Genomic DNA, 19,962 nt, shown 5'->3' on the forward strand with positions numbered 1-19,962 from the left:
TCGATCCCGTTGCTATTGTGGCGCAAGGCCCCACTCTTCGCGAACAGACCGGTCGTCTTCAGCCGCCGCCCTGTCCTTCATCCGCACAAAGTCCGTCTGGTCGAGAAGCCGGGACAGCGCCCAAACCGCTGCCCCGCGCACGAGCGGGTTGGCGTCACCCAGATGCGCCCGGCAGGCCTCGACAAGTGAGCGATCGCCGGAGTTGCCGGTGGCGATCAGCACGTTGCGCATGAAGCGGTCCCGACCGATCCGCTTGACTGGGGAACCGGAAAAAAGCGCCCTGAACGCCGCATCGTCCAATCCCAGCAATTCTTCGAGCGCGGGTTCCTTCAAATCGTCTCTGGCTTTCAATTTTGCTTCCCGCGCAAGGCTTGCGAACTTGTTCCACGGACAGACCGCCAGACAGTCGTCACAGCCGTAGATACGGTTGCCCATGGCAATTCGGAACTCATGCGGGATCGGCTCCTTGTGCTCAATGGTCAGATAGGAGATGCACCGGCGCGCGTCCAGTTGGTAGGGCGCGGGAAAGGCGTCCGTCGGGCAGATATCAAGACAGGCGCGGCACGAGCCGCAATGATCGTCCTCCCCGGCATCGGCGGGCAGCGTCGCCGTCGTAAAGATCGAACCCAGAAAGAGCCAGGAACCGAATTCGCGGCTGACAAGATTGGTGTGCTTGCCCTGCCACCCAAGACCGGCTCTTTCGGCCAACGGTTTTTCCATTATCGGGGCGGTATCGACAAACACCTTGACGTCGGAACCGGCCCTTGACGCAAATCGCCCGGCAATGCCTTTCAGCTTTCCCTTGATCACATCATGATAGTCGCGGTGCCGGGCGTAGACCGATATGGCGGCGCGATCGGGTCTATCCAGAACCTGCAACGGATCGTCTTCGGGACCGTAATTCATGCCGAGCATCAGGATGGAGCGGACGTCGGGCCACAAAACCCGGGGGTCGGCCCGGCGGGCCCTGGTTTCCTCCATCCAGTCCATGGTGCCGTGGCGGCCAGCCTTCAAATAGGCCTCAAGCGCTTCAGGCGCATGTTGCGATATGGCGTCAGGTGCAACGATCCGTGCGACATCGAACCCCGCGGACCGGGCCTCCTGCAGCAGAAAGGCCTTAAGCCGCTCTGCCTTGGAGACCGTTGGCCGGGGCGCGGGCATCGCTCAAAAATCCAGGTCCGCATAGTGCGAGACCGGCGTGACCTTGGCGACGCGGTCGGCAAGAAGCGGACGCATGCTTGGGCGTGACTTGATGCGCTGGTACCAGTCCTTGGCGTTTGGTGTCTCGGACCAGGTGATCTCGCCGAGATAATCCAGGGTCGACAGGGCGCCCGCCGCTGCAAGATCGGCGTAGCTCATCGTGTCGCCGGCAAGCCAGTCGCGGTTTGCGGCAAGCCAGTCCAGATAGCGCATATGCTGGCGGATATTGGCGCGCGCGGCCCGCAGTGCCTTGGAATCGGGCGCACCGCCGCCGGCTTCCTTGGGCATAACCAGCTTGAAGACTCGTTCGCGCATGAGATGCCGCGTGACATCCTGCTCCATCTTGACCAGGAACCACTCGATCAGCCGCCTAACCTCGGCGCGCTCGAACGACTCGTCCGGCAGCAGGCGCCGGTCGCGCTTGAAGACACCGTAAATCTCGTCGATGAATTCGGCGATCACCGATGCGCCGCAGACCGCGTGAAGCGAATCGTCGACATAAACCGGAAGCGTTGCGGCCGGATTGAGCGCCAAAAAGTCGCGGCGGCGCTCCCACGTGCGTTCCTCGGCCAGATCGGTCTGCAGATCGTATTCGTTCAGCATCAGCCGGACAAACCGGGACGCAGCGGACATCGGGTGATGATAAAGGGTTGGCATTCCTGACAAGTCATTTCTATGAAACTGATTCGCCGGATTATTATGGAAAACTCCGACGAATGAGCTATAGGGTTTCGCACGGGCCAAGACAAGCGCGGCACGTTCGGCACAATCGCACACAGGCGGGATACAATACATGGCGGAACAGACGATTACCGGCGCCCTGCTGCTCGGATTGCTGGAGGGGCTAACGGAATTTCTGCCGGTATCGTCAACCGGGCATCTCCTGCTCGCTGGCCATTTCATGGGCTTCGAATCAACCGGCAAGACCTTCGAGGTGCTGATCCAGCTCGGTGCGATCCTGGCGATCCTTTCAGTCTATTTTGCCCGGCTGTGGGCGCTGGCAAAAGCCTTGCCGAACGACGCCAAGGCGCGCCGCTTCGTCCTGTCCATCATCCTTGCCTTCCTTCCTGCGGTGGTGATCGGGGTCCTGGCGTACCAGTTCATCAAGACCGTGCTTTTTGAAACGCCAGTGCTGATATGCATCGTTCTGATAATCGGCGGTTTTGTGCTGATGGCGATCGACCGGCTAAAGCGGGAACCACGCTACACCGATGTCATGGATTTTCCGCCCGGCATGGCTCTCAAAATCGGCATGATACAGTGCCTTGCGATGATCCCGGGAACATCACGGTCAGGCGCGACCATCGCCGGCGCACTGCTTCTTGGCAGCGACAAACGTTCAGCGGCGGAGTTTTCCTTCTTCCTGGCGATGCCGACCATGGCCGGCGCGTTTACCTATGACCTTTATAAAAACTACAGCCGGTTGTCGGCGGACGATTTCACCATCATCGCCGTCGGCTTTGTATCCGCCTTTGTCGCCGGCGTGTTCGTGGTACGCGGGCTGCTGAATTTCGTCTCCCGCCACGGCTTCACCGTGTTTGCATGGTGGCGTATCGTTGTCGGCACCGCAGGGCTCATAGGCCTCTATTTTTATCCATAAGGCATTGTCATGTTTCTCGGGATAGACACCGGCGGCACCTATACCGATGCGGTGCTGTTCAGTCCGGATGACGGCGTGGTCGCCAAGGCGAAAGCGCTGACAACGCGGCACGATCTGACAATCGGCATCGGCGAGGCCGCATCCCGGGTGCTCAAAGACGGGTCGGCTGCGGCAAAATCCATTGAGCTGGTCAGCCTTTCCACGACGCTCGCCACCAATGCACTGGTCGAGGGACAGGGCGACCGGGCCGCGCTCATCATGATCGGGTTCGATGAGAACGATCTTCAAAAAGACGGGCTGGCCGATGCGCTGGGCAGCGATCCGGTGATCTTCCTGCCCGGCGGGCACGACGTACACGGACGGGCAAGAACGCTCGATCTTTCAGCTCTCGAAGAACAGCTCGAAGAGCTTGGTGAAAGTGTCGCGGCCTTTGCGATTGCCGGTTACTTCGCGGTGCGCAATCCCGAACACGAAATTGCCGTGCGCGACCGCGTGCGCACTAAAACCGGATTGCCCGCAACCTGCAGCCACGAACTTTCGTCGCGGCTCGGCGGCCCACGGCGTGCCCTGACGACACTGCTGAATGCGCGGCTCGTCGCCATGATCGACCGGCTAATCGATGCAACACAGGCGCATTTAAGCGCAAGCGGCATTGCGGCACCGCTGATGGTGGTGCGCGGCGACGGCGCGCTGATTGCCTCGGATCTTGCCCGGGCGCGCCCGATCGAGACCATCCTGTCTGGCCCGGCGGCAAGCCTCGTCGGCGCACGATACCTGACGGGCATGAGCGATGCGGTGGTCTCCGATATCGGCGGCACGACGACCGATGTGGCGATCCTTGAAGACGGGCAGCCGAGGCTTGACCCCGACGGGGCTATCGTCGGCGGATACCGGACGATGGTTCAGGCCGTCGCGATGCACACATTCGGACTGGGCGGCGATTCGGAAGTTCATGTCAGCGACACGGGACTTGAAACCCAGATCAGGCTTGGGCCGAGGCGTCTCATGCCTCTCAGCCTCGCTGCACATCTCGATCCGGAGCCAGTGATTGCAGCCCTGAAACGTCAATTGAGCACCGACCAAACGGGAAGACTGGACGGCCGGTTCGCCTGCCGCACCGGTGTGCCGAACCGGCTGGCGGCCGCGTTACAGCCACAGGAAGCCGCACTCTATGAGCGGATCAAGGACAAGCTGCTTCCGCTCGACGAACTGCTCAGCGCGACCCCGCAACGGGCAACGCTCGACCGCCTTGCGGCACGCGGCCTCGTTCACATCGCCGGTTTCACGCCTTCCGATGCCATGCATGTTCTGGGCCGTCAGGACAACTGGAATGGCGAGGCTGCGCGGCTCGGCGCCGGGCTCCTGGCGCGGCGCAAGAACGGTGCCGGCAAGGCGATTGCCCAAGACGCCGAGGACCTGGCAGAACAGACGATCGCCAGACTGACCCGGCAATCCTGCGAGGTCATCCTAACCACCTGCCTCGCGGATGACGGAGAAACGCAGATCGATGCGGCGCGGTCGCGGTCGGTCGGCCGGGCGCTGGACCGGGCGCACGGGGTCGTCAAATTCGCACTGACCCTCGATCGGCCGCTGATCGGCCTGGGTGCATCGGCTGCAAGCTACTATCCGGCCATCGCCCGGATGCTCAACTCGGACAGCGCCGTTCCGCCACATGCCGATGTTGCAAATGCCGTCGGTGCAGTCGCCGGGCATGTGCGCACGAGCGTGATCGTGTTCGTCACGGCACCGCAGGAGGATGTCTTCGCGGTCAATGGCGCGGGTATCAGCGAACAATACCGCAGCGAGGGCGAGGCAATGTCGAGAGCCCGCGAGCTGGCGCGTGAAGCGGCTGAACAGGAAGTTGCCATGGCCGGAGCCGAAGAACCGGTCATTCGCCTTGCTGAAGAGATCAAGGCGCCCGAGGTGGAAGGCATGCGCAGCTTCGTTGAAGCACGCGTCACAGCAACCGCTGACGGAAGACCCAGAATTACCCGCGATGACGGGTCAGACAGATCGGCCGAATAAAAAAGCGGGCCGGTTTACGGCCCGCCTTGAATGCAATTAAAGCCGCTTGTCCTTTAGACCACGACGACGGTCGTTCCGAGCGGCACACGCTGGTACAGATCGATCACGTGTTCATTCACCATGCGAATACAGCCATTGGAGACCGAGCGGCCGATCGTATCGGGCTGATTGGTGCCGTGAATGCGGTAGTAGGTGTCGCGTCCGCCGCGATAAAGATAGAGCGCCCGCGCGCCCAGCGGGTTGTTCGGACCGCCCGGCACACCCTTGGCATAACGGGCGTATTTCTTGGGTTCACGGCGGATCATATTGTCGGTCGGACGCCAGCTCGGCCACTCGGCCTTGCGCTGAATCGACGCCGTTCCCTTGAAGGCAAGGCCCGCCTTGCCCACGCCGACGCCATAGCGCCGGGCCCGGAAAGGCGACAAGACGAGGTAGAGGAAATGATTGCGCGGATCGACAACGATGGTCCCGGGCTTGTGGCCGGAAAAGCGAACGGTTTGCGGCAGGTAACGCCGCTCGATCTTGAAGTTCTTGTATCGCCGGCTGTGGTGAGCAGAGGCAGTGGTTGAATATTGCGTCGCCGCGATAAGGGCTGAGCCAAGCAAAAGATCGCGTCTGCTGATCATGATTTTGCTCCCAGTTTCTTGGTGGTTTCGTTCGATATGACGCATGGAATGCGCCGAGCGGACATCATCATCGGATCGGCGGACGCAATAGTCGTTCATCACCCGTCCGGGACGGCGGACGGAGGCTGTCGCTTGCAGGAATGGATGGTGAACGTGCGAAAGCCGCGTGAGAAACCGCAATAAGATATGCGCAGTCGGTCTTACAGGGCGATGATCGGGTACTGCGCTTCATGAGCGTTTCCATGCAGCAGGCCTTTGCCGATTCTGCAATGGCGTTGTATTTGCCGGACGCGAACGTGACCGTTACCGGCCCACCGGTCTGTGGCGCAGTCTTCATTGCCGCCGCGGCATGGCCGACGCAAAGAACACATGCGATTACTATTACAATAAAGCCCCTCATTACTTGAAAAATAACCCAATAAAGCCGGCAAATCCATGCTCTATCAGTAACACCCGCGTGAGCGTGCCCTTAACCTTAACGCGATTGAACGGGCAGAATCAGCTGCCCGAGGGCACGGCAGCAATACTGTGATGATAGAAACTGACTGCACCGTTCAGAGCCATCTCCACCGCGACCGCCACAAGGATGATGGCCATGATGCGGGTGATCACGCTGATCGCGGTGTTTCCCAGAAGGCGCGATATCGGGTCGGCAAAGAGCAGACCAAGCCAGACAAGCAGCGAAATCAGCACGATGACCGGAAGCATGGTCACCAGTTCCCCGCCATCTCCGAGCAAATGGGCAAAGAGGATGATCGTGACAAAGGAGCCCGGCCCAAGGGTCAATGGTATGGACAGCGGAACGACGGCTATATTTTTGTCCTTTTCATGCCCTTCCTGAGTCGCCTTTTCGTCGCCGGCGCTCGTATTGTCATGCAGCATGGAAAGGCCGATCAGAAGCACGATGATCCCGCCGCCAATCTGAAACGCCGGAACGCTGATCCCGAAAAAATGCAGGATTTCCTCGCCGATGACCGTCGCGATGGTCGCGGCGACAAGGACAGTCGCGGCAATGACATGGGCCGTGCGCCGGCGCTCGGCGGGCGAATAGCCCTTTGTCATACCCAGGAATATGGGGATTCCGTAGAGCGGATTGACAGCGCCACCAGCGCTGCACCGAATTTCAGGAAAAGACCAGAATCAAAGTGTCCGAGTAAGCTGTCCATGACCCTATCCCACTCGCGAATCGCCCTGTGCGCGATAGTAGAGTTTTGCCAGGAAGGTCGATAGTCCTTTGAATGGTTCAGGATCATTCATGATTTTTTCTGTTTTGGAATAAATCTTTCTCACTTTTGATAAATTGACAGTAAATCTCCACCTATGGGATGGAGGCGCCAACTCTCAGCGGATCAAATCAGGAGCGCACAATGTCCATGGTCCCGGCCCACGGCCTGTCGGTCGACAAGGAATTGCATGATTTCATCGTCGAGGAAGCCCTTCCGGGCACCGGCGTCGACGCCGATCATTTCTTCAACGGCCTTGCCAATCTCATTCACGACCTGTCGCCAAGGAACCGCGAGCTGCTTGCCACACGGGAACGGCTGCAGGATCAGATCGATGCCTGGCATCGGGAAAACGGCGCGCCGGCGGATCTCGCCGCCTACAAGGCCTTCCTTGAGGAAATCGGCTATCTGCGGCCGGAGGGCGAGGCTTTCAGTGTCAGCACGGACAATGTCGACCCCGAGATCGCGGCGGTTGCAGGACCGCAGCTTGTCGTGCCCGTTATGAATGCGCGTTACGCGCTCAACGCGGCCAATGCGCGCTGGGGCTCGCTTTACGACGCGCTCTATGGGACCGATGCGATCGCGGAAGACGGCGGCGCGGAAAAGGGCGGCAGCTACAATGCCGTGCGCGGCGCACGCGTCATCGCCTGGGCGCGCGCCTTCCTTGACGATTCGGCCCCGATCGACGGTTCCTGGTCCGACATCAATTCGCTTGCCATCGACAATGGTGAACTGAACATCACCATGGCGGACGGCAGCCGTCAGAGCCTGAAGAACCCCGCTCAATTTGCCGGATATAAGGGCGATCCTGCCTCCCCGGCTTCCGTACTTCTGAAGAAAAACGGCCTGCATTTGGAAATAGTCTTCGACCCTGAACATGCGGTCGGCAAGGACGATCCCGCCGGCATCTGCGACGTCATCCTGGAATCGGCCGTGACAACGATCGTCGACTGCGAGGACTCGGTCGCCGCAGTCGATGCCGAAGACAAGGTGATCGTCTATCGTAACTGGCTCGGATTGATGAGAGGCGACCTGTCCGAAGACGTTTCCAAGGGCAGCAAGTCATTTACCCGCCGTCTCAACCCGGACCGCGAGTATCTTGGCCGCAAGGCAGAGGCGATGACGCTGCCCGGCCGGGCCCTCATGCTGGTGCGCAATGTCGGACACCTGATGACCAATCCGGCAATTTTGGACCGTGACGGCAACGAGGTTCCCGAAGGCCTGATGGATGCGATGATCACCGGCCTGATCGCACTGCACGACATCGGCCCGGAAGGCAAACACAAGAACTCGCGCGAAGGCTCGATGTATGTGGTCAAGCCGAAGATGCACGGCCCCGATGAGGTCGCCTTCGCCTCGGAAATCTTCGCCCGGGTCGAGGACATTCTGGGCATGCCACGAAACACAATGAAAATGGGCATCATGGACGAGGAGCGGCGCACAACCGTCAACCTGAAGGAATGTATCCGCGCAGCCCGCGAGCGGGTGGTGTTCATCAATACGGGCTTCCTCGACCGCACAGGCGATGAAATCCACACCTCCATGGAAGCCGGTGCGATGATCCGCAAGGGCGATATGAAACAAGCGGCCTGGATCACAGCCTATGAGGACTGGAATGTCGATATCGGCCTTGAGTGCGGTCTTTCCGGCCGCGCGCAGATCGGCAAGGGCATGTGGGCGATGCCCGATCTGATGGCTGCCATGCTGGAACAGAAGATCGGCCACCCGAAAGCCGGCGCGAATACGGCCTGGGTTCCCTCCCCGACGGCAGCGACCCTGCATGCCACGCATTACCACAAGGTCAATGTGGCTGAGGTCCAGGCGCAAATCAGGTCCCGGACCAGAGCCAGGCTCGACGATATCCTGTCCATTCCGGTTGCGGAGCGCCCGAACTGGACGCCCGAGGACATCCAGCATGAGCTCGACAACAATGCCCAGGGCATTCTGGGCTATGTCGTCCGCTGGGTCGGACAGGGCGTCGGCTGTTCAAAGGTTCCCGATATCAACGATGTGGGGCTGATGGAGGACCGGGCGACCTTGCGCATTTCGGCCCAGCACATGGCGAACTGGCTGCATAACAGCATTGTCGCCGAAAACCAGATTGTCGAGACCATGAAGCGCATGGCCGCTGTCGTCGATCAGCAGAACGAGGGCGATCCGGCCTATCACAAGATGTCCGATGATTTCGACGGATCCATCGCGTTTCAGGCGGCGCTGGAACTGGTTCTGGAAGGCCGCAGCCAGCCAAGCGGCTATACCGAGCCGATCCTGCACCGCCGCCGCAGGGAGCTGAAAGCGGCGCTGGCCGAATAGACATGCCCATGCTCAACTGTCGGCGACCGGTCGCCGACAGTTGTCGTGTCGGTAACGCTTCTTTGGGCGTCAAGGCGGTTTAAGCTCAATGGCGGGACCGGAGCAAAGCTCCCGTTAAGGACTATAAGCTGAATGACACTTGGCACAGGCGTGAGCCTTTGGTAATCAGGCAATACGGTCGGCAGTAACCGAGGCGTCGCTGCTCCCCGAGGAGTGCTAAACCTGCCGTAGACAAGAACGACATCGTGAAAACAGGGCGTCGTTTCGTTAAGCCAGCGACCGACGATCGGACAAAGCGCCCGTTCTGGATGAACGATGACAAAAAATCCTATTTCAATGTGTGTGAACGATATGACCGTTTTCACACGTGTCCTGTCTCGACAACTTGGTGAAACAAGCCCGTCTCATTTGGCCTTGATGAATATGGTGGCGCGAGCCGCCGGTTTTCAGAATGTCCAGCATATGCGCGCCGCATCAGCAGCGGCAAAGAGGCTGGATAACCAAACCGAGAGCGTCGTTGCGGACGCCCGTTGCGTGGAGCGCACCCTCCATCAATTCGACAATTGCGGACGCCTGCTTCAATGGCCGGCCAAACGCTCTGTCCAGACCCTGGCTCTCTGGGCGCTCTGGGCGACACTGCCGGCAAACAAGGTCCTGGATGAGCAGGCACTAAACGATCATTTGGCGCAAGAGCATCTCTTTAAAGACCCGGCGACTGTGCGAAGAACAATGATCTCGTGCGGTTTGTTATCAAGAAAGAAAGACGGGACCGACTATCGCAGAATCGAGCAACAACCGCCCGTCGAAGCGAAAGCGCTGATCAATGTGTTGAGCATCCGGCGTCGTGCAAGGAATGAAAACGCGCCGGGCAGGGCCTAGCAGATCATGCTCATGCAATGCAGGCGGCGTGCCGGCTAAGCAATGGAGTACGGGATCGGCAGGGGTGTAAGCCGCGCGACGATCGCCTCTTTCTTTTCAGCCTCCATTGCGGCCGGCAGCGTTACCGCCACGGACAGCTTGCCGCCAGCTGACAGGTTCGCATTGGCCTTGGCGCCGTCCGCCCCTGCTTCAGCCAGGAGTTCGCGCACCGTGCGTTCTGCGGCGAGGCGGCGGAGCTCCGGTTTGAAGATCTTGCCGACATTGGTTGTCGGCATTGCCGGCAGGATCGTTACCGATTTGGGCCGTGCCGGAGGCTCATCGACATTGCCGCGCGTCCAATCCAGCAGTTCGTCCTCATTGACTGCGCCGGCACCCGGCATCAGCACGGCGAAGGCGACGGGCAGTTCGCCCGCATAGGCGTCGGGCGCACCGACGGCGGCGCTGAGCTGCACGGCAGGATGGGATTCGAGCGCATCCTCGATTACCTTGGGATCGATGTTGTGACCGCTGCGGATAATCAGATCCTTGGCACGGCCCGTCAGATGAATCCGGCCGTCCTTGTCCACCCAGCCGACATCGCCGGTCACCAGCCAGCCGTCGGACGTAAAGGCCTTTCTTGTCTCCTCTTCGTTGAGAAACCCCGGAAAAACGTTAGGCGCCTTGAACAGGAACATTCCGGCCTCTCCGGGGCCGACGTCCCTATCCGTCGGCCCACCGTCGGCATCAATGGCGACGACCCGCATCTTTGAATAGGGAATGGGGAACCCGACACAGCCGGCAGGTCCGCGCACGCCCGGAGGGCGGATCGACGTGATGCCCGCCATTTCCGTCATGCCGAGGCTTTCATGAACATGCAGGCCGAAAAGTGTCTCGAAACGCGCTGCGAGCTCCGGCGCAAGCGGCGCGGCGCCGGTCCGGCAATAGCGGATCGACGAGATATCGGCACCATCCGTCGGAACATTGGCAAGAGCCGCGAGGACCGTTGGTACGGCGGACAAGGAAGTCGCGCCGTATTTCTCGACAATGCGCCAATAATTGGCGCGAACATCCGGATTGCGCAGGAGCGTGGTCGTCGGAATGATCGTTTCCACGCCCGCCGACAGCGCGGTGAGCGAAGCGGGCAGCACGCCCGCGACATGGAACAGCGGATAGGCGTTGATGCTGACATCGTCGCGCGTCTGGCCCTGGAGCTGGACGCTCGCCCAGGCCGTGAAGACCTGATTGCCGTGGGTGTGCATGGCAAGTTTCGGAGCGCCGGTGGTGCCGCCGGTATGGAAATAGGCGGCGATGTCCTGTGGCGCGATGGTCCTGCCGCTGACAAGGCGGTCTGACGGCTGATCTCGGAGGCCGGCCTGGAAATCTCCGTCGCCCTGATGTTCGGGTGGGCGTTCCTCATCATGGGGCGCGACGCGCAGCACCTTCAAACCGTCTATCCGGCTCCTCAGCGCCATGGCCTTTTGCCAATAATCGGCATCTTCCGGGGCGCCATAGGCGACAAGGATTTTCGACCCGGCCGTTTCAATCAGCGAGGCCAGCTTGTCTAGATCAAGCAGCGGGTTGAGCGGCTGGACCCTGCCCGCCGCCTCCCCGCCCCACAGGACAAGGTGGTATTCAAGACAGGCCGGCAGCAGCGCCGCAACGGCGTCATCCGGCCCAATGCCGAGACCGTGGAACAGATTGGCTGTCGCGGTGATCTTTTCAAAGAGCTCGCGATAACTCCACCGGATCGGCTCATCGTCCGGATTGCCGGTTTGCAAGAAAGTCAGTGCCGGTCTGTCGCCGAATGCCCGCGCGGATTCGGCGAATATGTCATAGGTGCTTACAGCGGTGACTGCCTCCTCAAGCGGGATCGCTTCCAGTCGCCTTATGTCGGCGATGCTGCGGATCGGGTGAGATTGTTCAAACGGCATGCGGGACCGGTAAGACTATGCTGATCAAAAGGGCAGTTTCATGCCGGGCGGTATCGGAAGACCGGCTGTCAGTTCCTGCGTCTTGGCCTGAACGGCCGCTTCAACCTTGCCCTTGGCATCGTTGTGCGCGGCGACAATCAGGTCTTCGAGGATTTCCGCCTCGTCTTCTTTAACAAGCGAAGGATCGACGGAAAGGCCGAGCATGTGGCCCTTGCCGTTCAGCCGAACCGTGACAAGGCCACCGCCCGACGTTCCCTCGATTTCGAGCTTTTCGACTTCTTCCTGCAGGCCGGCCATCTTTTCCTGCATTTCCTTGACCTTGCCCATCATGCCCATCAGGTCGCGCATGCTGCATCTCCATGTTGTTTGCGGCGAAACGGACTGCCTGCCCGCTTCATTTCAAATTTCGGGATCGTCCGGCAGAATATCGCCGTCCTCACTTTGCTGCGAAACCAATGGTTCCGCCTCATCGGCCCGGATGCGCACATCGGTGATGCGGGCTCCGGGAAACTGCTGCAGGATGGCGGCGACATCAGGGTCCTGGCTGGCGTCGCTGACCAGTTCGGCGCGGTGTGCCGCTTCCATCTCCTCAATGGTGCGCCCGCCCTTCTCACGGCTGATTGCAATGATCCAGCGCATGCCGGTCCATTCCTTGAGCTTGCCGTCAAGCTCGCCGATCAGGGATTTCGGCGCATCCTCGTGCAGGGCGATCTCCAGACGCCCCGCCTCCATTTTCACCGGCCGCAGATATTTGCGGATCATGGCCTTGAGTTTGACGTCGCGGTGCTGGCCGGCAAGATCGGCGAGATCGGCTAGGCTTGTCACCGTCACCGTTGGCGCCGACGTGACGGGAGCGGCCTGCATTTGCGGCGCCGGATTTTCGGATTCGACCGGACGCAAGGCGGCGACCGGGCCCGAGCCGGAAGACGCCGGCTGCGCGTCATAGCCGGATGCCGGCGCCTGCGGCGCATCCGTCGCCGGCGATGGCCGATTCTTGCCCGGCGCTGAATGCGCGGGCCGCTCGGAAAACGCCTTCACCGCCTCGCCCGGAGACGGCAGATTGGCGGCATGAGTCAGGCGGATCAGCACCATTTCGCAGGCATTGACCGGCCGGTTCGACTGCTCGGTCTCGGTAATGCCCTTGAGCAGCATCTGCCACAGGCGCGAAAGAACCGGCACGGAAAGCTTTTCGGCGAACTCGCCGCCGCGTACGCGCTCCGTTTCGCTCAAAGATGCATCGCTGGCCGCATCGGGCACAAATTTCAGCCGTGTGACCAGATGCGTGAAGTCGGCGAGATCGGTCAGCACAACGGCAGGGTTTGCACCCGAATCATATTGCTGGCGGAACGTCTGCAGCGCTTCGGCAACATCGCCGCGCGCCACCTGATCGAAGAGTTCCACAACCTGACTGCGGTCGGCAAGGCCGAGCATCGCCCGCACCGCTTCGGCCTCGACATCGCCGCCGCCATGGGCGATTGCCTGATCGAGAAGCGAAAGACCGTCACGCGCCGAGCCCTCGGCTGCACGCGCGATCATCGCGAGCGATTCATCGTCAATGCTGACCTTTTCCTTTTCGGCGATGCCGCGGAACAAATCGACCAGGGTCGCAGCCTCGATGCGCCGCAAATCAAAACGCTGACAGCGCGACAGAACCGTAACGGGCACCTTGCGGATTTCGGTCGTCGCAAAGATGAACTTGACGTGGGCGGGCGGCTCCTCAAGCGTCTTCAACAGGCCGTTGAAAGCCTGCGTGGACAGCATGTGGATTTCGTCAATGATGTAGACCTTGTAGCGTGCGCTCACCGGACGGTAGCGCACCTGCTCTATGATCTCGCGGATATCGTCAATGCCGGTATGAGAGGCGGCATCCATCTCGATCACGTCGACGTGGCTGCCCTGCATGATGGCTTCGCAGTGCTCGCCGGTCGTTGACAGATCGATAGACGGCTTGTCGACTGTGTCGGTGCGGTAGTTGAGGGCGCGGGCAAGAATGCGGGCAGTCGTTGTCTTGCCGACACCGCGCACGCCGGTCAGCATATAGGCCTGTGCGATCCTGCCCGTTTCGAACGCATTGGTCAGCGTGCGCACCATCGGCTCCTGGCCGATGAGATCTGAAAAGTCGCTCGGGCGGTATTTGCGGGCCAGGACCCGGTAGCCGGGATCGTCCGATGTCGTGGCGTCGTTCATCAATGCTCCAACCGGTCGTTGACCCCGCAGAGTGTCGCCTCGGTACCGGCAATTCGTCAATAGCCGGGCCGGCAGCGCCCGGTGCAATGCACGAAAATGACGGTGCAGAAGGTGGGAGGCTGGCACGGTGACCCGTGCCGTGGCTCGTTAGGGCTGCTTCCTTCCGGACCTGACCCGGTTGGCGAGTGGCTCGTCCACCACCAACCTCCCGCCGTTCATATCGTCAATCGCGCGAGGAAAAGCAAGTGCCGGCCGGGAAAAAAGCAGGCCCGTCCGCGCCAGACCGCCACGCAATTCTCCTGTTGATACGCGATGCACCCGTTTGAGGCAGATGCATTTGTACTTATGCTCGCGGCCATGGGGCGATAGTCGCCCACGGGGTCTTGGCATGCAGGAACTGTTTCTCAACCTGATGAACGTGATCGTACCGGTGCTGATCTGCGCTGCGATGGGTTACGGCCTTGCCCGTTTCAACGCTCCGTTCGACAGCAAAACCATCCGGACGATCATCATCAATATCGGCTACCCGGCGCTGATCATCTCGCATCTGTCCGCAGGCCACATCGAGTTTGACAGGTTTCTTATGATGGCCGTCGCGGCGGCCTGCTCGGTCGCTGCTTTCGGTGTCATCGGCTTTGTCTTCCTGACATTGACGGGGCTGCCTGTCAGGGCCTTCCTTTCGCCAATGATGCTCTCGAATGTCGGCAATATCGGCCTGCCGATCGCCCTTCTTGCGTTTGGCGCGGAAGGCATGGCCTACGCGATGGGCTTTGTCGTCGTGGTCGTGATCGGCATTTCGACGGTCGGGATGTGGATTCCATCAGGCCGGTTTTCCCTGCGCGATCTGGCAATGTCACCCATCGTATGGAGCGTCGCGATTGCACTGGGCCTGCTTGGCAGCGGCACATCTCTTCCAAAGCCGATCAATGACACCTTCACGATTTTGGGTGGGCTCTCCATTCCGCTGATGCTGCTGACGCTTGGACACACTCTCGCATCACTCAGGGTCGCAACACTGTGGCAGGCGGTTTATCTGAGCCTTTTCCACGTTGTCATGGCTGCGGCGGTGGCTTTCGGCCTGGTCCACCTGTTCGGATTTGCCGGGGTCGAGCGCGGCGTGGTGATCGTTGCCTGCCTGATGCCGGTTGCGGCCTCGAGCTATTTGTTCATCGAGCAACATATGCCGGAGATCGCCCATGAGGTCGCCGGATTCATCATGGTCTCGACGCTTTTGACGATCCTTGTCCTGCCTTTGGCGCTGACACTCTGGGTCAACTGACGACGGCGTCAGCCGGAAAGGCGAGCCAATCCGCCAAAATGCTGCTAGTCTGCTTACGGGACTGAGCGGAAGACAAATATGAGCGGGTTTGTGTTGAATGAGCGGCTGGAGGCGGAAAGCCGGCTGGTGTGCATTCTGGGCCTGTGCCAATTGCGGCTGATGAACGACAGCCGCTGGCCGTGGCTGCTGCTCGTTCCGCGACGGGCCGAGGCCGAGGAAATCTACCATCTGACCCCGCTGGATCAGACATTGCTGACGTTCGAGGCAGGCGAGACGGCACGCGCACTCAAGCGTGTCACCGGCTGCCGGAAGATCAATGTCGGGGCGCTTGGAAACGTGGTCGCGCAACTGCATGTCCACGTCATCGCCCGCAATCCGGGCGATGCGGGCTGGCCGGGGCCGGTTTGGGGGCTTGGAAAAGCTCAACCTTATGATACCAATAGCGCCGACGCGCTCATCCGGGCAGTCGTCAAGGAGTTGTAACCAAAGCAGGATCTGCCAAAAGTGTCCATTTTCGAAGCGCCCGGCCGTACGGTCGAGCCGAGCAGTCATGTGGCCTTCGCCGGAAATCGTCTCGACCGCCGGTCGGAACATCGCCACGACGGATGTCTTGAGGAAGCGCTCGCCTCGCCACTGGTGCGCGCCTATGCGCTGCGGAACGGGCGGGCTTTTCTGCACAATTCCGGAGACCGTTTCCGGGCGCTGCACAGCCTGGAGGAGTTGCAGGCCTTCGACCCGGATATGGAAAACGCCGTCCTGATGGGGTTTGCCGAAGGCGAAGCGCCGCGCATCGCCGCCCATGCCCGGCTGGAGCCGGAAACGCTGCCGGAAACGATCAAGGCCATCGACCATCGGTCTATCTATATTCAAGGTCTCCTGGATGGCGGCCAGCTTGGCGAACTGGCGCAGGCGGCCAGTCTCGTGACCTGGTCGCAAACACACCTTCATTGCGGGCGCTGCAGCGCGGCGACGCTTCCAAAGGCCGGCGGATACCGACGGGAGTGCTCGCAATGCGGTTTGCAGCTCTTTCCGAGAACGGACCCGGTTGTCATTATGCTGACCGTGGACCTTGAGACCGACCGGTGCCTGCTCGGCCGCAGCCCGCATTTTCCTCCCGGCATGTATTCATGTCTTGCAGGCTTCCTTGAACCCGGTGAAACAATCGAGGAGGCGGTGCGGCGCGAAACGTTCGAGGAATCGGGCATCCGCATCGGCCGGGTGCGTTATCACGCCAGCCAGCCCTGGCCGATGCCGCATACATTGATGGTCGGTTGCTATGGCGAAGCGATCTCGACGGATATCCAGATCGATGCGCGTGAGATCGAAGATTGCCGCTGGTTCAGCCGTGACGAAACGGCATCGCTCATCAGGAAGCAGACGGGTGTCGAGGACCTCCGTTCACCACCGCCGGGCGCGATCGCACATCACCTGATCAGGGATTGGCTTCAGTATCAGCCCTGAGCAGCGGCGCGTTTTGCCTCGATGGCATCCCATAAAAGCGCTGCAATGTCGGCGCCGCCGAATTTGCGCACTTCGCGAAGGCCGGTTGGCGACGTCACGTTGATTTCCGTCATCACATCGCCGATCACATCGATGCCGACGAGCAAAAAGCCGCGCTCACGCAGAGACGGGCCGATGCGGGCACAGATTTCGCGCTCGCGCTCGGTCAGGTCGATCGGTTCGGCGCGCCCGCCCACATGCATGTTCGACCGCGCGTCGGTCTCGGCCGGCACGCGGTTGATGGCTCCGACGGGCTCGCCATCCACCAGAAGGATGCGCTTGTCCCCGGACCGCACGGCAGGCAGATAGCGTTGGGCGATCAGCGGCTCTCGGTACATGTGCTCAAACATCTCCAAAAGCGATGACAGGTTGCGGTCATCTTCGCGCAGGTGAAAGACGCCGTCACCGCCGTTTCCGTAGAGCGGCTTGATGATGATGTCGCCCATATCGCGGCGGAAAGCCGCCACCTCGTCCGGATCGCTGGTAATCAGCGTGTCGGGCATGAGATCGGGAAACTCGGTCACGAAAATCTTTTCAGGCGAGTTGCGCACCCAGGCCGGATCATTGACCACAAGCGTCTGCGGATGGATACGCTCCAGCAGATGCGTCGACGTGATGTAGGACATGTCAAACGGCGGGTCCTGACGCAGCAGCACGACGTCCATTGTCGCCAGATCCGTGCGTTCGCGCGGACCAAGTGTATAGTGATCGCCCTCCTTGTCCTGCAGCGTCATCGGCTCGACCGGCGCATAGACGACCCCGTCGCGCAGCGACAGCTGCGCCGGTGTGTAGTGGTAGATCTCATGACCGCGTTGCTGCGCCTCAAGGCACATGGCGAAGGTTGAATCGCCTTCGATCTGGATCGTCGAAACGTGGTCCATCTGGACCGCTACCTTCAAATTTCCCGACATGCCGGTGTCCTGCCTTTGTGTCTGTGCCCACACACATAAAGTGGCAGATTGGAAATGCAACTGCCGTTGTCCGGGAGGATCGGCCTTGAGGCACCAGGGGCCTGCCATTTTTGCCGAATCGCGCTAAATAGGGCGCATGTCAAAAAGCGTCGCCGGACCCGAAATCGAAAGGCTGATCCAGCTTCTGGCCAAGGTGCCGGGGCTTGGGCCGCGCTCGGCCCGCCGTGCGGCGCTGCACCTGATCAAGAAAAAGGAACAGCTGCTGGGACCACTCGCCGATGCCCTGGCGGCCGCACGCGACAGCGTGACCGTGTGCTCGACCTGCGGCAATGTCGATACGCGCGATCCCTGCACGGTGTGCACCGACCAACGCCGCGACCGGGGCGTGATCATCGTGGTCGAAGACGTTGCCGACCTGTGGGCGCTGGAGCGCGCATCGGCGATGAATTGCCTTTATCACGTTCTCGGCGGCACGCTTTCGCCGCTTGACGGGATCGGGCCGGACGATCTGAACATCAAGCCGCTGGTGGAACGTATCTCGTCCGGCGAAGGCGCGAAGGAAGTCATCATCGCCGTCAATGCGACAGTCGAGGGTCAGACGACGGCGCATTACATCACCGACCGCCTCGATGGGCTGGACGTCACGATCACGCGCCTCGCCCATGGCGTACCGGTGGGCGGTGAACTCGACTATCTGGACGAAGGCACGCTGACGGCGGCGCTCAGATCACGCACGTCGCTTTAAGGCAATGCAAGTCGAATGGCCCTGGCTGTCGGCCTCAGGCAGCCCGTCCCGCATTTGAGCCTAACGCGTCGTCACGCCCCCAGTCTTTCAAACCGGCAGGTGAAATGCCGCATCAGTTTGGGTTGCCGCACGATACGCAGGCCGCGCAGACTGTCTTTCGTCCGCGACAGGTCTTCAAAAACCTCAATCATGTAATCCGCATGGCTTTGCGTATAGGTGCGGCGCGGGATCGCCAGGCGAACCAGGTCCATCGGCGCCGGGGTTTCCGTTCCGTCCGGATGGGCACCAAACATCACTGTTCCGATTTCACAGCCCCTTATGCCGCCGGTTTCATAGAGCGCCACGGACAGGGCCTGCCCCGGATATTCAAGCGGCGGGATATGCGGCAGCCAGGCTCTGGCGTCGACAAACACCGCGTGCCCTCCGGCGGGTTTCACAACGGGAACGCCCAGCGCATCCAGCCGTTCGATTATGTACTCGTTGGTGCGAATGCGATAGCGAAGGTAGTCTTCGTCCACGATCTCGGTCAGCCCCTGCGCGAGCGCGTCCAGATCGCGCCCCGACAAACCGCCATATGTCGGGAACCCCTCGGTCCGGATGAGGTGGTTGCGTGCCTGTTCCGCCAAATCGTCATCGTTTAAGGCCAGCCAGCCGCCAATATTGCCGAATGCGTCCTTCTTGGCGCTCATGGTCATCCCGTCGGCCTCGGCGAAGCAGTCGTTCACGATGTCGGGGATCGAGCGTGCGCCCTGTCCGGCTTCGCGTTGCTTTATGAACCAGGCGTTTTCGGCAAACCGACAGCCGTCGATGATAAAGGGCTTGTTGAACTTGCGCGCCAGGGCGGCCGTCGCCCGGATGTTCGCCAGGCTCACCGGCTGACCGCCGCCTGCATTGTTGGTGATCGTGGTCATGACGCACGGCACGCTGTCACCATGCTCACCCAGATAGAATTCAAGCCTCTCCAGGTCGATATTGCCCTTGAATGGATGCAGGCCGCCCGGGTCCTTGCCTTCGGCAATCACCAGATCGTGCCCGGCAGCGCCTGAAGCCTCTATATTGCCGCGTGTGGTGTCGAAATGCGTATTGTTCGGAATGTTGCGGCCGGGCCCGCCGAAGATAGAAAACAAAATGGCTTCAGCGGCCCGTCCCTGATGGGTCGGGATGATGTGAGTGAAGGGCATGAGAGCCTTGACCGCGGCCTCGAACCTGTAAAATGAAGGCGAACCGGCATAGCTCTCATCGCCGCGCATGACGGCCGCCCATTGGGCGGCACTCATTGCGCCTGTGCCACTATCGGTCAACAGATCGATCAGCACGTCATCAGCATGCAGACCGAACAGATTGTAATGGGCATCCTTGATAAGTCTCTCGCGCTCATCGCGGGTTGTGACACGGATGGGCTCGACGGTTTTGATGCGAAAAGGCTCGAAAATCGTTTTCATCTCAGGGCTCCTGAACTCGGCCCCAAGACGTCGCGGCAACATGTTCACGAAAGGGCCGAAGCGCCGCGGTTGCCCTTTTGGACCGCGCTCAGCGCCCAATCTGTTGCACGTGTTTCTGATCA

17 protein-coding genes and 1 other RNA gene are annotated in these 19,962 nt (G+C 60.7%); 8 read left to right on the forward strand and 10 right to left on the reverse strand.

The genetic code is table 11. From position 1 onward, the window contains the following. Positions 1 to 12 precede the first annotated feature (12 nt). Both queG and OQ273_RS19240 read right to left on the reverse strand, forming a co-directional pair. Positions 13 to 1,161, reverse strand: coding sequence for a tRNA epoxyqueuosine(34) reductase QueG (queG, locus tag OQ273_RS19235; protein WP_267992482.1), 1,149 nt, complete (start codon positions 1,159 to 1,161; stop codon positions 13 to 15). 3 nt (positions 1,162 to 1,164) lie between these two features. Then, a complete protein-coding gene (locus OQ273_RS19240; RefSeq protein WP_267992484.1) occupies positions 1,165 to 1,857 on the reverse strand; it encodes a glutathione S-transferase family protein in 693 nt (230 codons plus the stop codon). 136 nt (positions 1,858 to 1,993) lie between these two features. On the opposite strand from OQ273_RS19240, the gene OQ273_RS19245 reads away from it, so the two are divergent. Continuing rightward, a complete protein-coding gene (locus OQ273_RS19245) occupies positions 1,994 to 2,800 on the forward strand; it encodes an undecaprenyl-diphosphate phosphatase (RefSeq protein WP_267992486.1) in 807 nt (268 codons plus the stop codon). A 9-nt stretch (positions 2,801 to 2,809) separates the two neighbouring features. Beyond that, positions 2,810 to 4,825: a hydantoinase/oxoprolinase family protein gene (locus tag OQ273_RS19250; RefSeq protein ID WP_267992488.1), complete on the forward strand. Its 2,016-nt coding sequence runs from the start codon at positions 2,810 to 2,812 to the stop codon at positions 4,823 to 4,825. A gap of 53 nt (positions 4,826 to 4,878) precedes the next feature. Here the strand turns inward: OQ273_RS19250 and OQ273_RS19255 are convergent, their stop codons facing one another. Together OQ273_RS19255 and OQ273_RS19260 are read right to left on the reverse strand one after the other, a co-directional pair. Further along, positions 4,879 to 5,451 carry a L,D-transpeptidase gene (locus OQ273_RS19255; protein ID WP_267992490.1) on the reverse strand — a complete coding sequence of 191 codons (573 nt, stop codon included), beginning with the start codon at positions 5,449 to 5,451 and terminating at the stop codon, positions 4,879 to 4,881. Positions 5,452 to 5,949: 498 nt separating this feature from the next. Next, on the reverse strand, positions 5,950 to 6,573 hold the full coding sequence (locus tag OQ273_RS19260; protein WP_267993155.1) for a MarC family protein: 624 nt from the start codon (positions 6,571 to 6,573) through the stop codon (positions 5,950 to 5,952). Between the two features lie 245 nt (positions 6,574 to 6,818). On the opposite strand from OQ273_RS19260, the gene OQ273_RS19265 reads away from it, so the two are divergent. Beyond that, on the forward strand, positions 6,819 to 8,987 hold the full coding sequence (locus OQ273_RS19265) for a malate synthase G (RefSeq protein ID WP_267992492.1): 2,169 nt from the start codon (positions 6,819 to 6,821) through the stop codon (positions 8,985 to 8,987). A gap of 315 nt (positions 8,988 to 9,302) precedes the next feature. Then, on the forward strand, positions 9,303 to 9,866 hold the full coding sequence (locus OQ273_RS19270) for a DUF2087 domain-containing protein (RefSeq protein ID WP_267992493.1): 564 nt from the start codon (positions 9,303 to 9,305) through the stop codon (positions 9,864 to 9,866). Positions 9,867 to 9,901: 35 nt separating this feature from the next. On the opposite strand, the gene OQ273_RS19275 is transcribed toward OQ273_RS19270, so the two are convergent. From OQ273_RS19275 to ffs, 4 genes are all read right to left on the reverse strand, one after another. Beyond that, positions 9,902 to 11,776 carry an acyl-CoA synthetase gene (locus OQ273_RS19275; protein WP_267992494.1) on the reverse strand — a complete coding sequence of 625 codons (1,875 nt, stop codon included), beginning with the start codon at positions 11,774 to 11,776 and terminating at the stop codon, positions 9,902 to 9,904. A gap of 24 nt (positions 11,777 to 11,800) precedes the next feature. After that, positions 11,801 to 12,124: a YbaB/EbfC family nucleoid-associated protein gene (locus OQ273_RS19280; protein WP_267992495.1), complete on the reverse strand. Its 324-nt coding sequence runs from the start codon at positions 12,122 to 12,124 to the stop codon at positions 11,801 to 11,803. A 51-nt stretch (positions 12,125 to 12,175) separates the two neighbouring features. Further along, positions 12,176 to 13,963 (reverse strand): DNA polymerase III subunit gamma/tau, encoded by a 1,788-nt coding sequence (locus OQ273_RS19285; protein ID WP_267992496.1) that lies wholly within the window; start codon positions 13,961 to 13,963, stop codon positions 12,176 to 12,178. Positions 13,964 to 14,074: 111 nt separating this feature from the next. Further along, positions 14,075 to 14,172: signal recognition particle sRNA small type (gene ffs, locus OQ273_RS19290), an RNA gene on the reverse strand. A 179-nt stretch (positions 14,173 to 14,351) separates the two neighbouring features. Between ffs and OQ273_RS19295 the strand changes: the two genes are divergently transcribed. The 3 genes from OQ273_RS19295 (at position 14,352) to nudC (ending at position 16,703) form a co-directional block, all read left to right on the forward strand. Next, positions 14,352 to 15,242, forward strand: coding sequence for an AEC family transporter (locus OQ273_RS19295; protein ID WP_267992498.1), 891 nt, complete (start codon positions 14,352 to 14,354; stop codon positions 15,240 to 15,242). Between the two features lie 78 nt (positions 15,243 to 15,320). Continuing rightward, positions 15,321 to 15,725, forward strand: a complete 405-nt coding sequence (locus OQ273_RS19300; RefSeq protein ID WP_267992500.1) for an HIT domain-containing protein — start codon at positions 15,321 to 15,323, stop codon at positions 15,723 to 15,725. A 21-nt stretch (positions 15,726 to 15,746) separates the two neighbouring features. Then, positions 15,747 to 16,703: an NAD(+) diphosphatase gene (gene nudC, locus OQ273_RS19305; protein ID WP_267992502.1), complete on the forward strand. Its 957-nt coding sequence runs from the start codon at positions 15,747 to 15,749 to the stop codon at positions 16,701 to 16,703. On the opposite strand, the gene gshB is transcribed toward nudC, so the two are convergent. Then, positions 16,694 to 17,653 (reverse strand): glutathione synthase, encoded by a 960-nt coding sequence (gshB, locus tag OQ273_RS19310; protein WP_267992504.1) that lies wholly within the window; start codon positions 17,651 to 17,653, stop codon positions 16,694 to 16,696. The genes nudC and gshB overlap by 10 nt on opposite strands. A gap of 136 nt (positions 17,654 to 17,789) precedes the next feature. On the opposite strand from gshB, the gene recR reads away from it, so the two are divergent. Further along, on the forward strand, positions 17,790 to 18,398 hold the full coding sequence (recR, locus tag OQ273_RS19315) for a recombination mediator RecR (protein ID WP_267992506.1): 609 nt from the start codon (positions 17,790 to 17,792) through the stop codon (positions 18,396 to 18,398). Positions 18,399 to 18,469: 71 nt separating this feature from the next. On the opposite strand, the gene OQ273_RS19320 is transcribed toward recR, so the two are convergent. Then, positions 18,470 to 19,840, reverse strand: a complete 1,371-nt coding sequence (locus tag OQ273_RS19320; RefSeq protein ID WP_267992508.1) for a tryptophanase — start codon at positions 19,838 to 19,840, stop codon at positions 18,470 to 18,472. Between the last annotated feature and the right edge of the window lie 122 nt (positions 19,841 to 19,962).

It is taken from the genome of Hoeflea prorocentri, from assembly GCF_027944115.1.
Taxonomy (GTDB): domain Bacteria; phylum Pseudomonadota; class Alphaproteobacteria; order Rhizobiales; family Rhizobiaceae; genus Hoeflea_A; species Hoeflea_A prorocentri.

Coding starts and splice junctions, on each gene's coding strand:
- OQ273_RS19275 (WP_267992494.1), bottom strand. CDS start 11,776: ATGCCGTTTGAACAATCTCACCCGATCCGCAGCATCGCCGACATAAGG.
- OQ273_RS19270 (WP_267992493.1), top strand. CDS start 9,303: ATGACAAAAAATCCTATTTCAATGTGTGTGAACGATATGACCGTTTTC.
- OQ273_RS19295 (WP_267992498.1), top strand. CDS start 14,352: ATGCAGGAACTGTTTCTCAACCTGATGAACGTGATCGTACCGGTGCTG.
- OQ273_RS19265 (WP_267992492.1), top strand. CDS start 6,819: ATGTCCATGGTCCCGGCCCACGGCCTGTCGGTCGACAAGGAATTGCAT.
- gshB (WP_267992504.1), bottom strand. CDS start 17,653: ATGTCGGGAAATTTGAAGGTAGCGGTCCAGATGGACCACGTTTCGACG.
- OQ273_RS19255 (WP_267992490.1), bottom strand. CDS start 5,451: ATGATCAGCAGACGCGATCTTTTGCTTGGCTCAGCCCTTATCGCGGCG.
- OQ273_RS19320 (WP_267992508.1), bottom strand. CDS start 19,840: ATGAAAACGATTTTCGAGCCTTTTCGCATCAAAACCGTCGAGCCCATC.
- OQ273_RS19300 (WP_267992500.1), top strand. CDS start 15,321: ATGAGCGGGTTTGTGTTGAATGAGCGGCTGGAGGCGGAAAGCCGGCTG.
- queG (WP_267992482.1), bottom strand. CDS start 1,161: ATGCCCGCGCCCCGGCCAACGGTCTCCAAGGCAGAGCGGCTTAAGGCC.
- OQ273_RS19250 (WP_267992488.1), top strand. CDS start 2,810: ATGTTTCTCGGGATAGACACCGGCGGCACCTATACCGATGCGGTGCTG.
- OQ273_RS19240 (WP_267992484.1), bottom strand. CDS start 1,857: ATGCCAACCCTTTATCATCACCCGATGTCCGCTGCGTCCCGGTTTGTC.
- OQ273_RS19245 (WP_267992486.1), top strand. CDS start 1,994: ATGGCGGAACAGACGATTACCGGCGCCCTGCTGCTCGGATTGCTGGAG.
- OQ273_RS19280 (WP_267992495.1), bottom strand. CDS start 12,124: ATGCGCGACCTGATGGGCATGATGGGCAAGGTCAAGGAAATGCAGGAA.
- recR (WP_267992506.1), top strand. CDS start 17,790: ATGTCAAAAAGCGTCGCCGGACCCGAAATCGAAAGGCTGATCCAGCTT.
- OQ273_RS19285 (WP_267992496.1), bottom strand. CDS start 13,963: ATGAACGACGCCACGACATCGGACGATCCCGGCTACCGGGTCCTGGCC.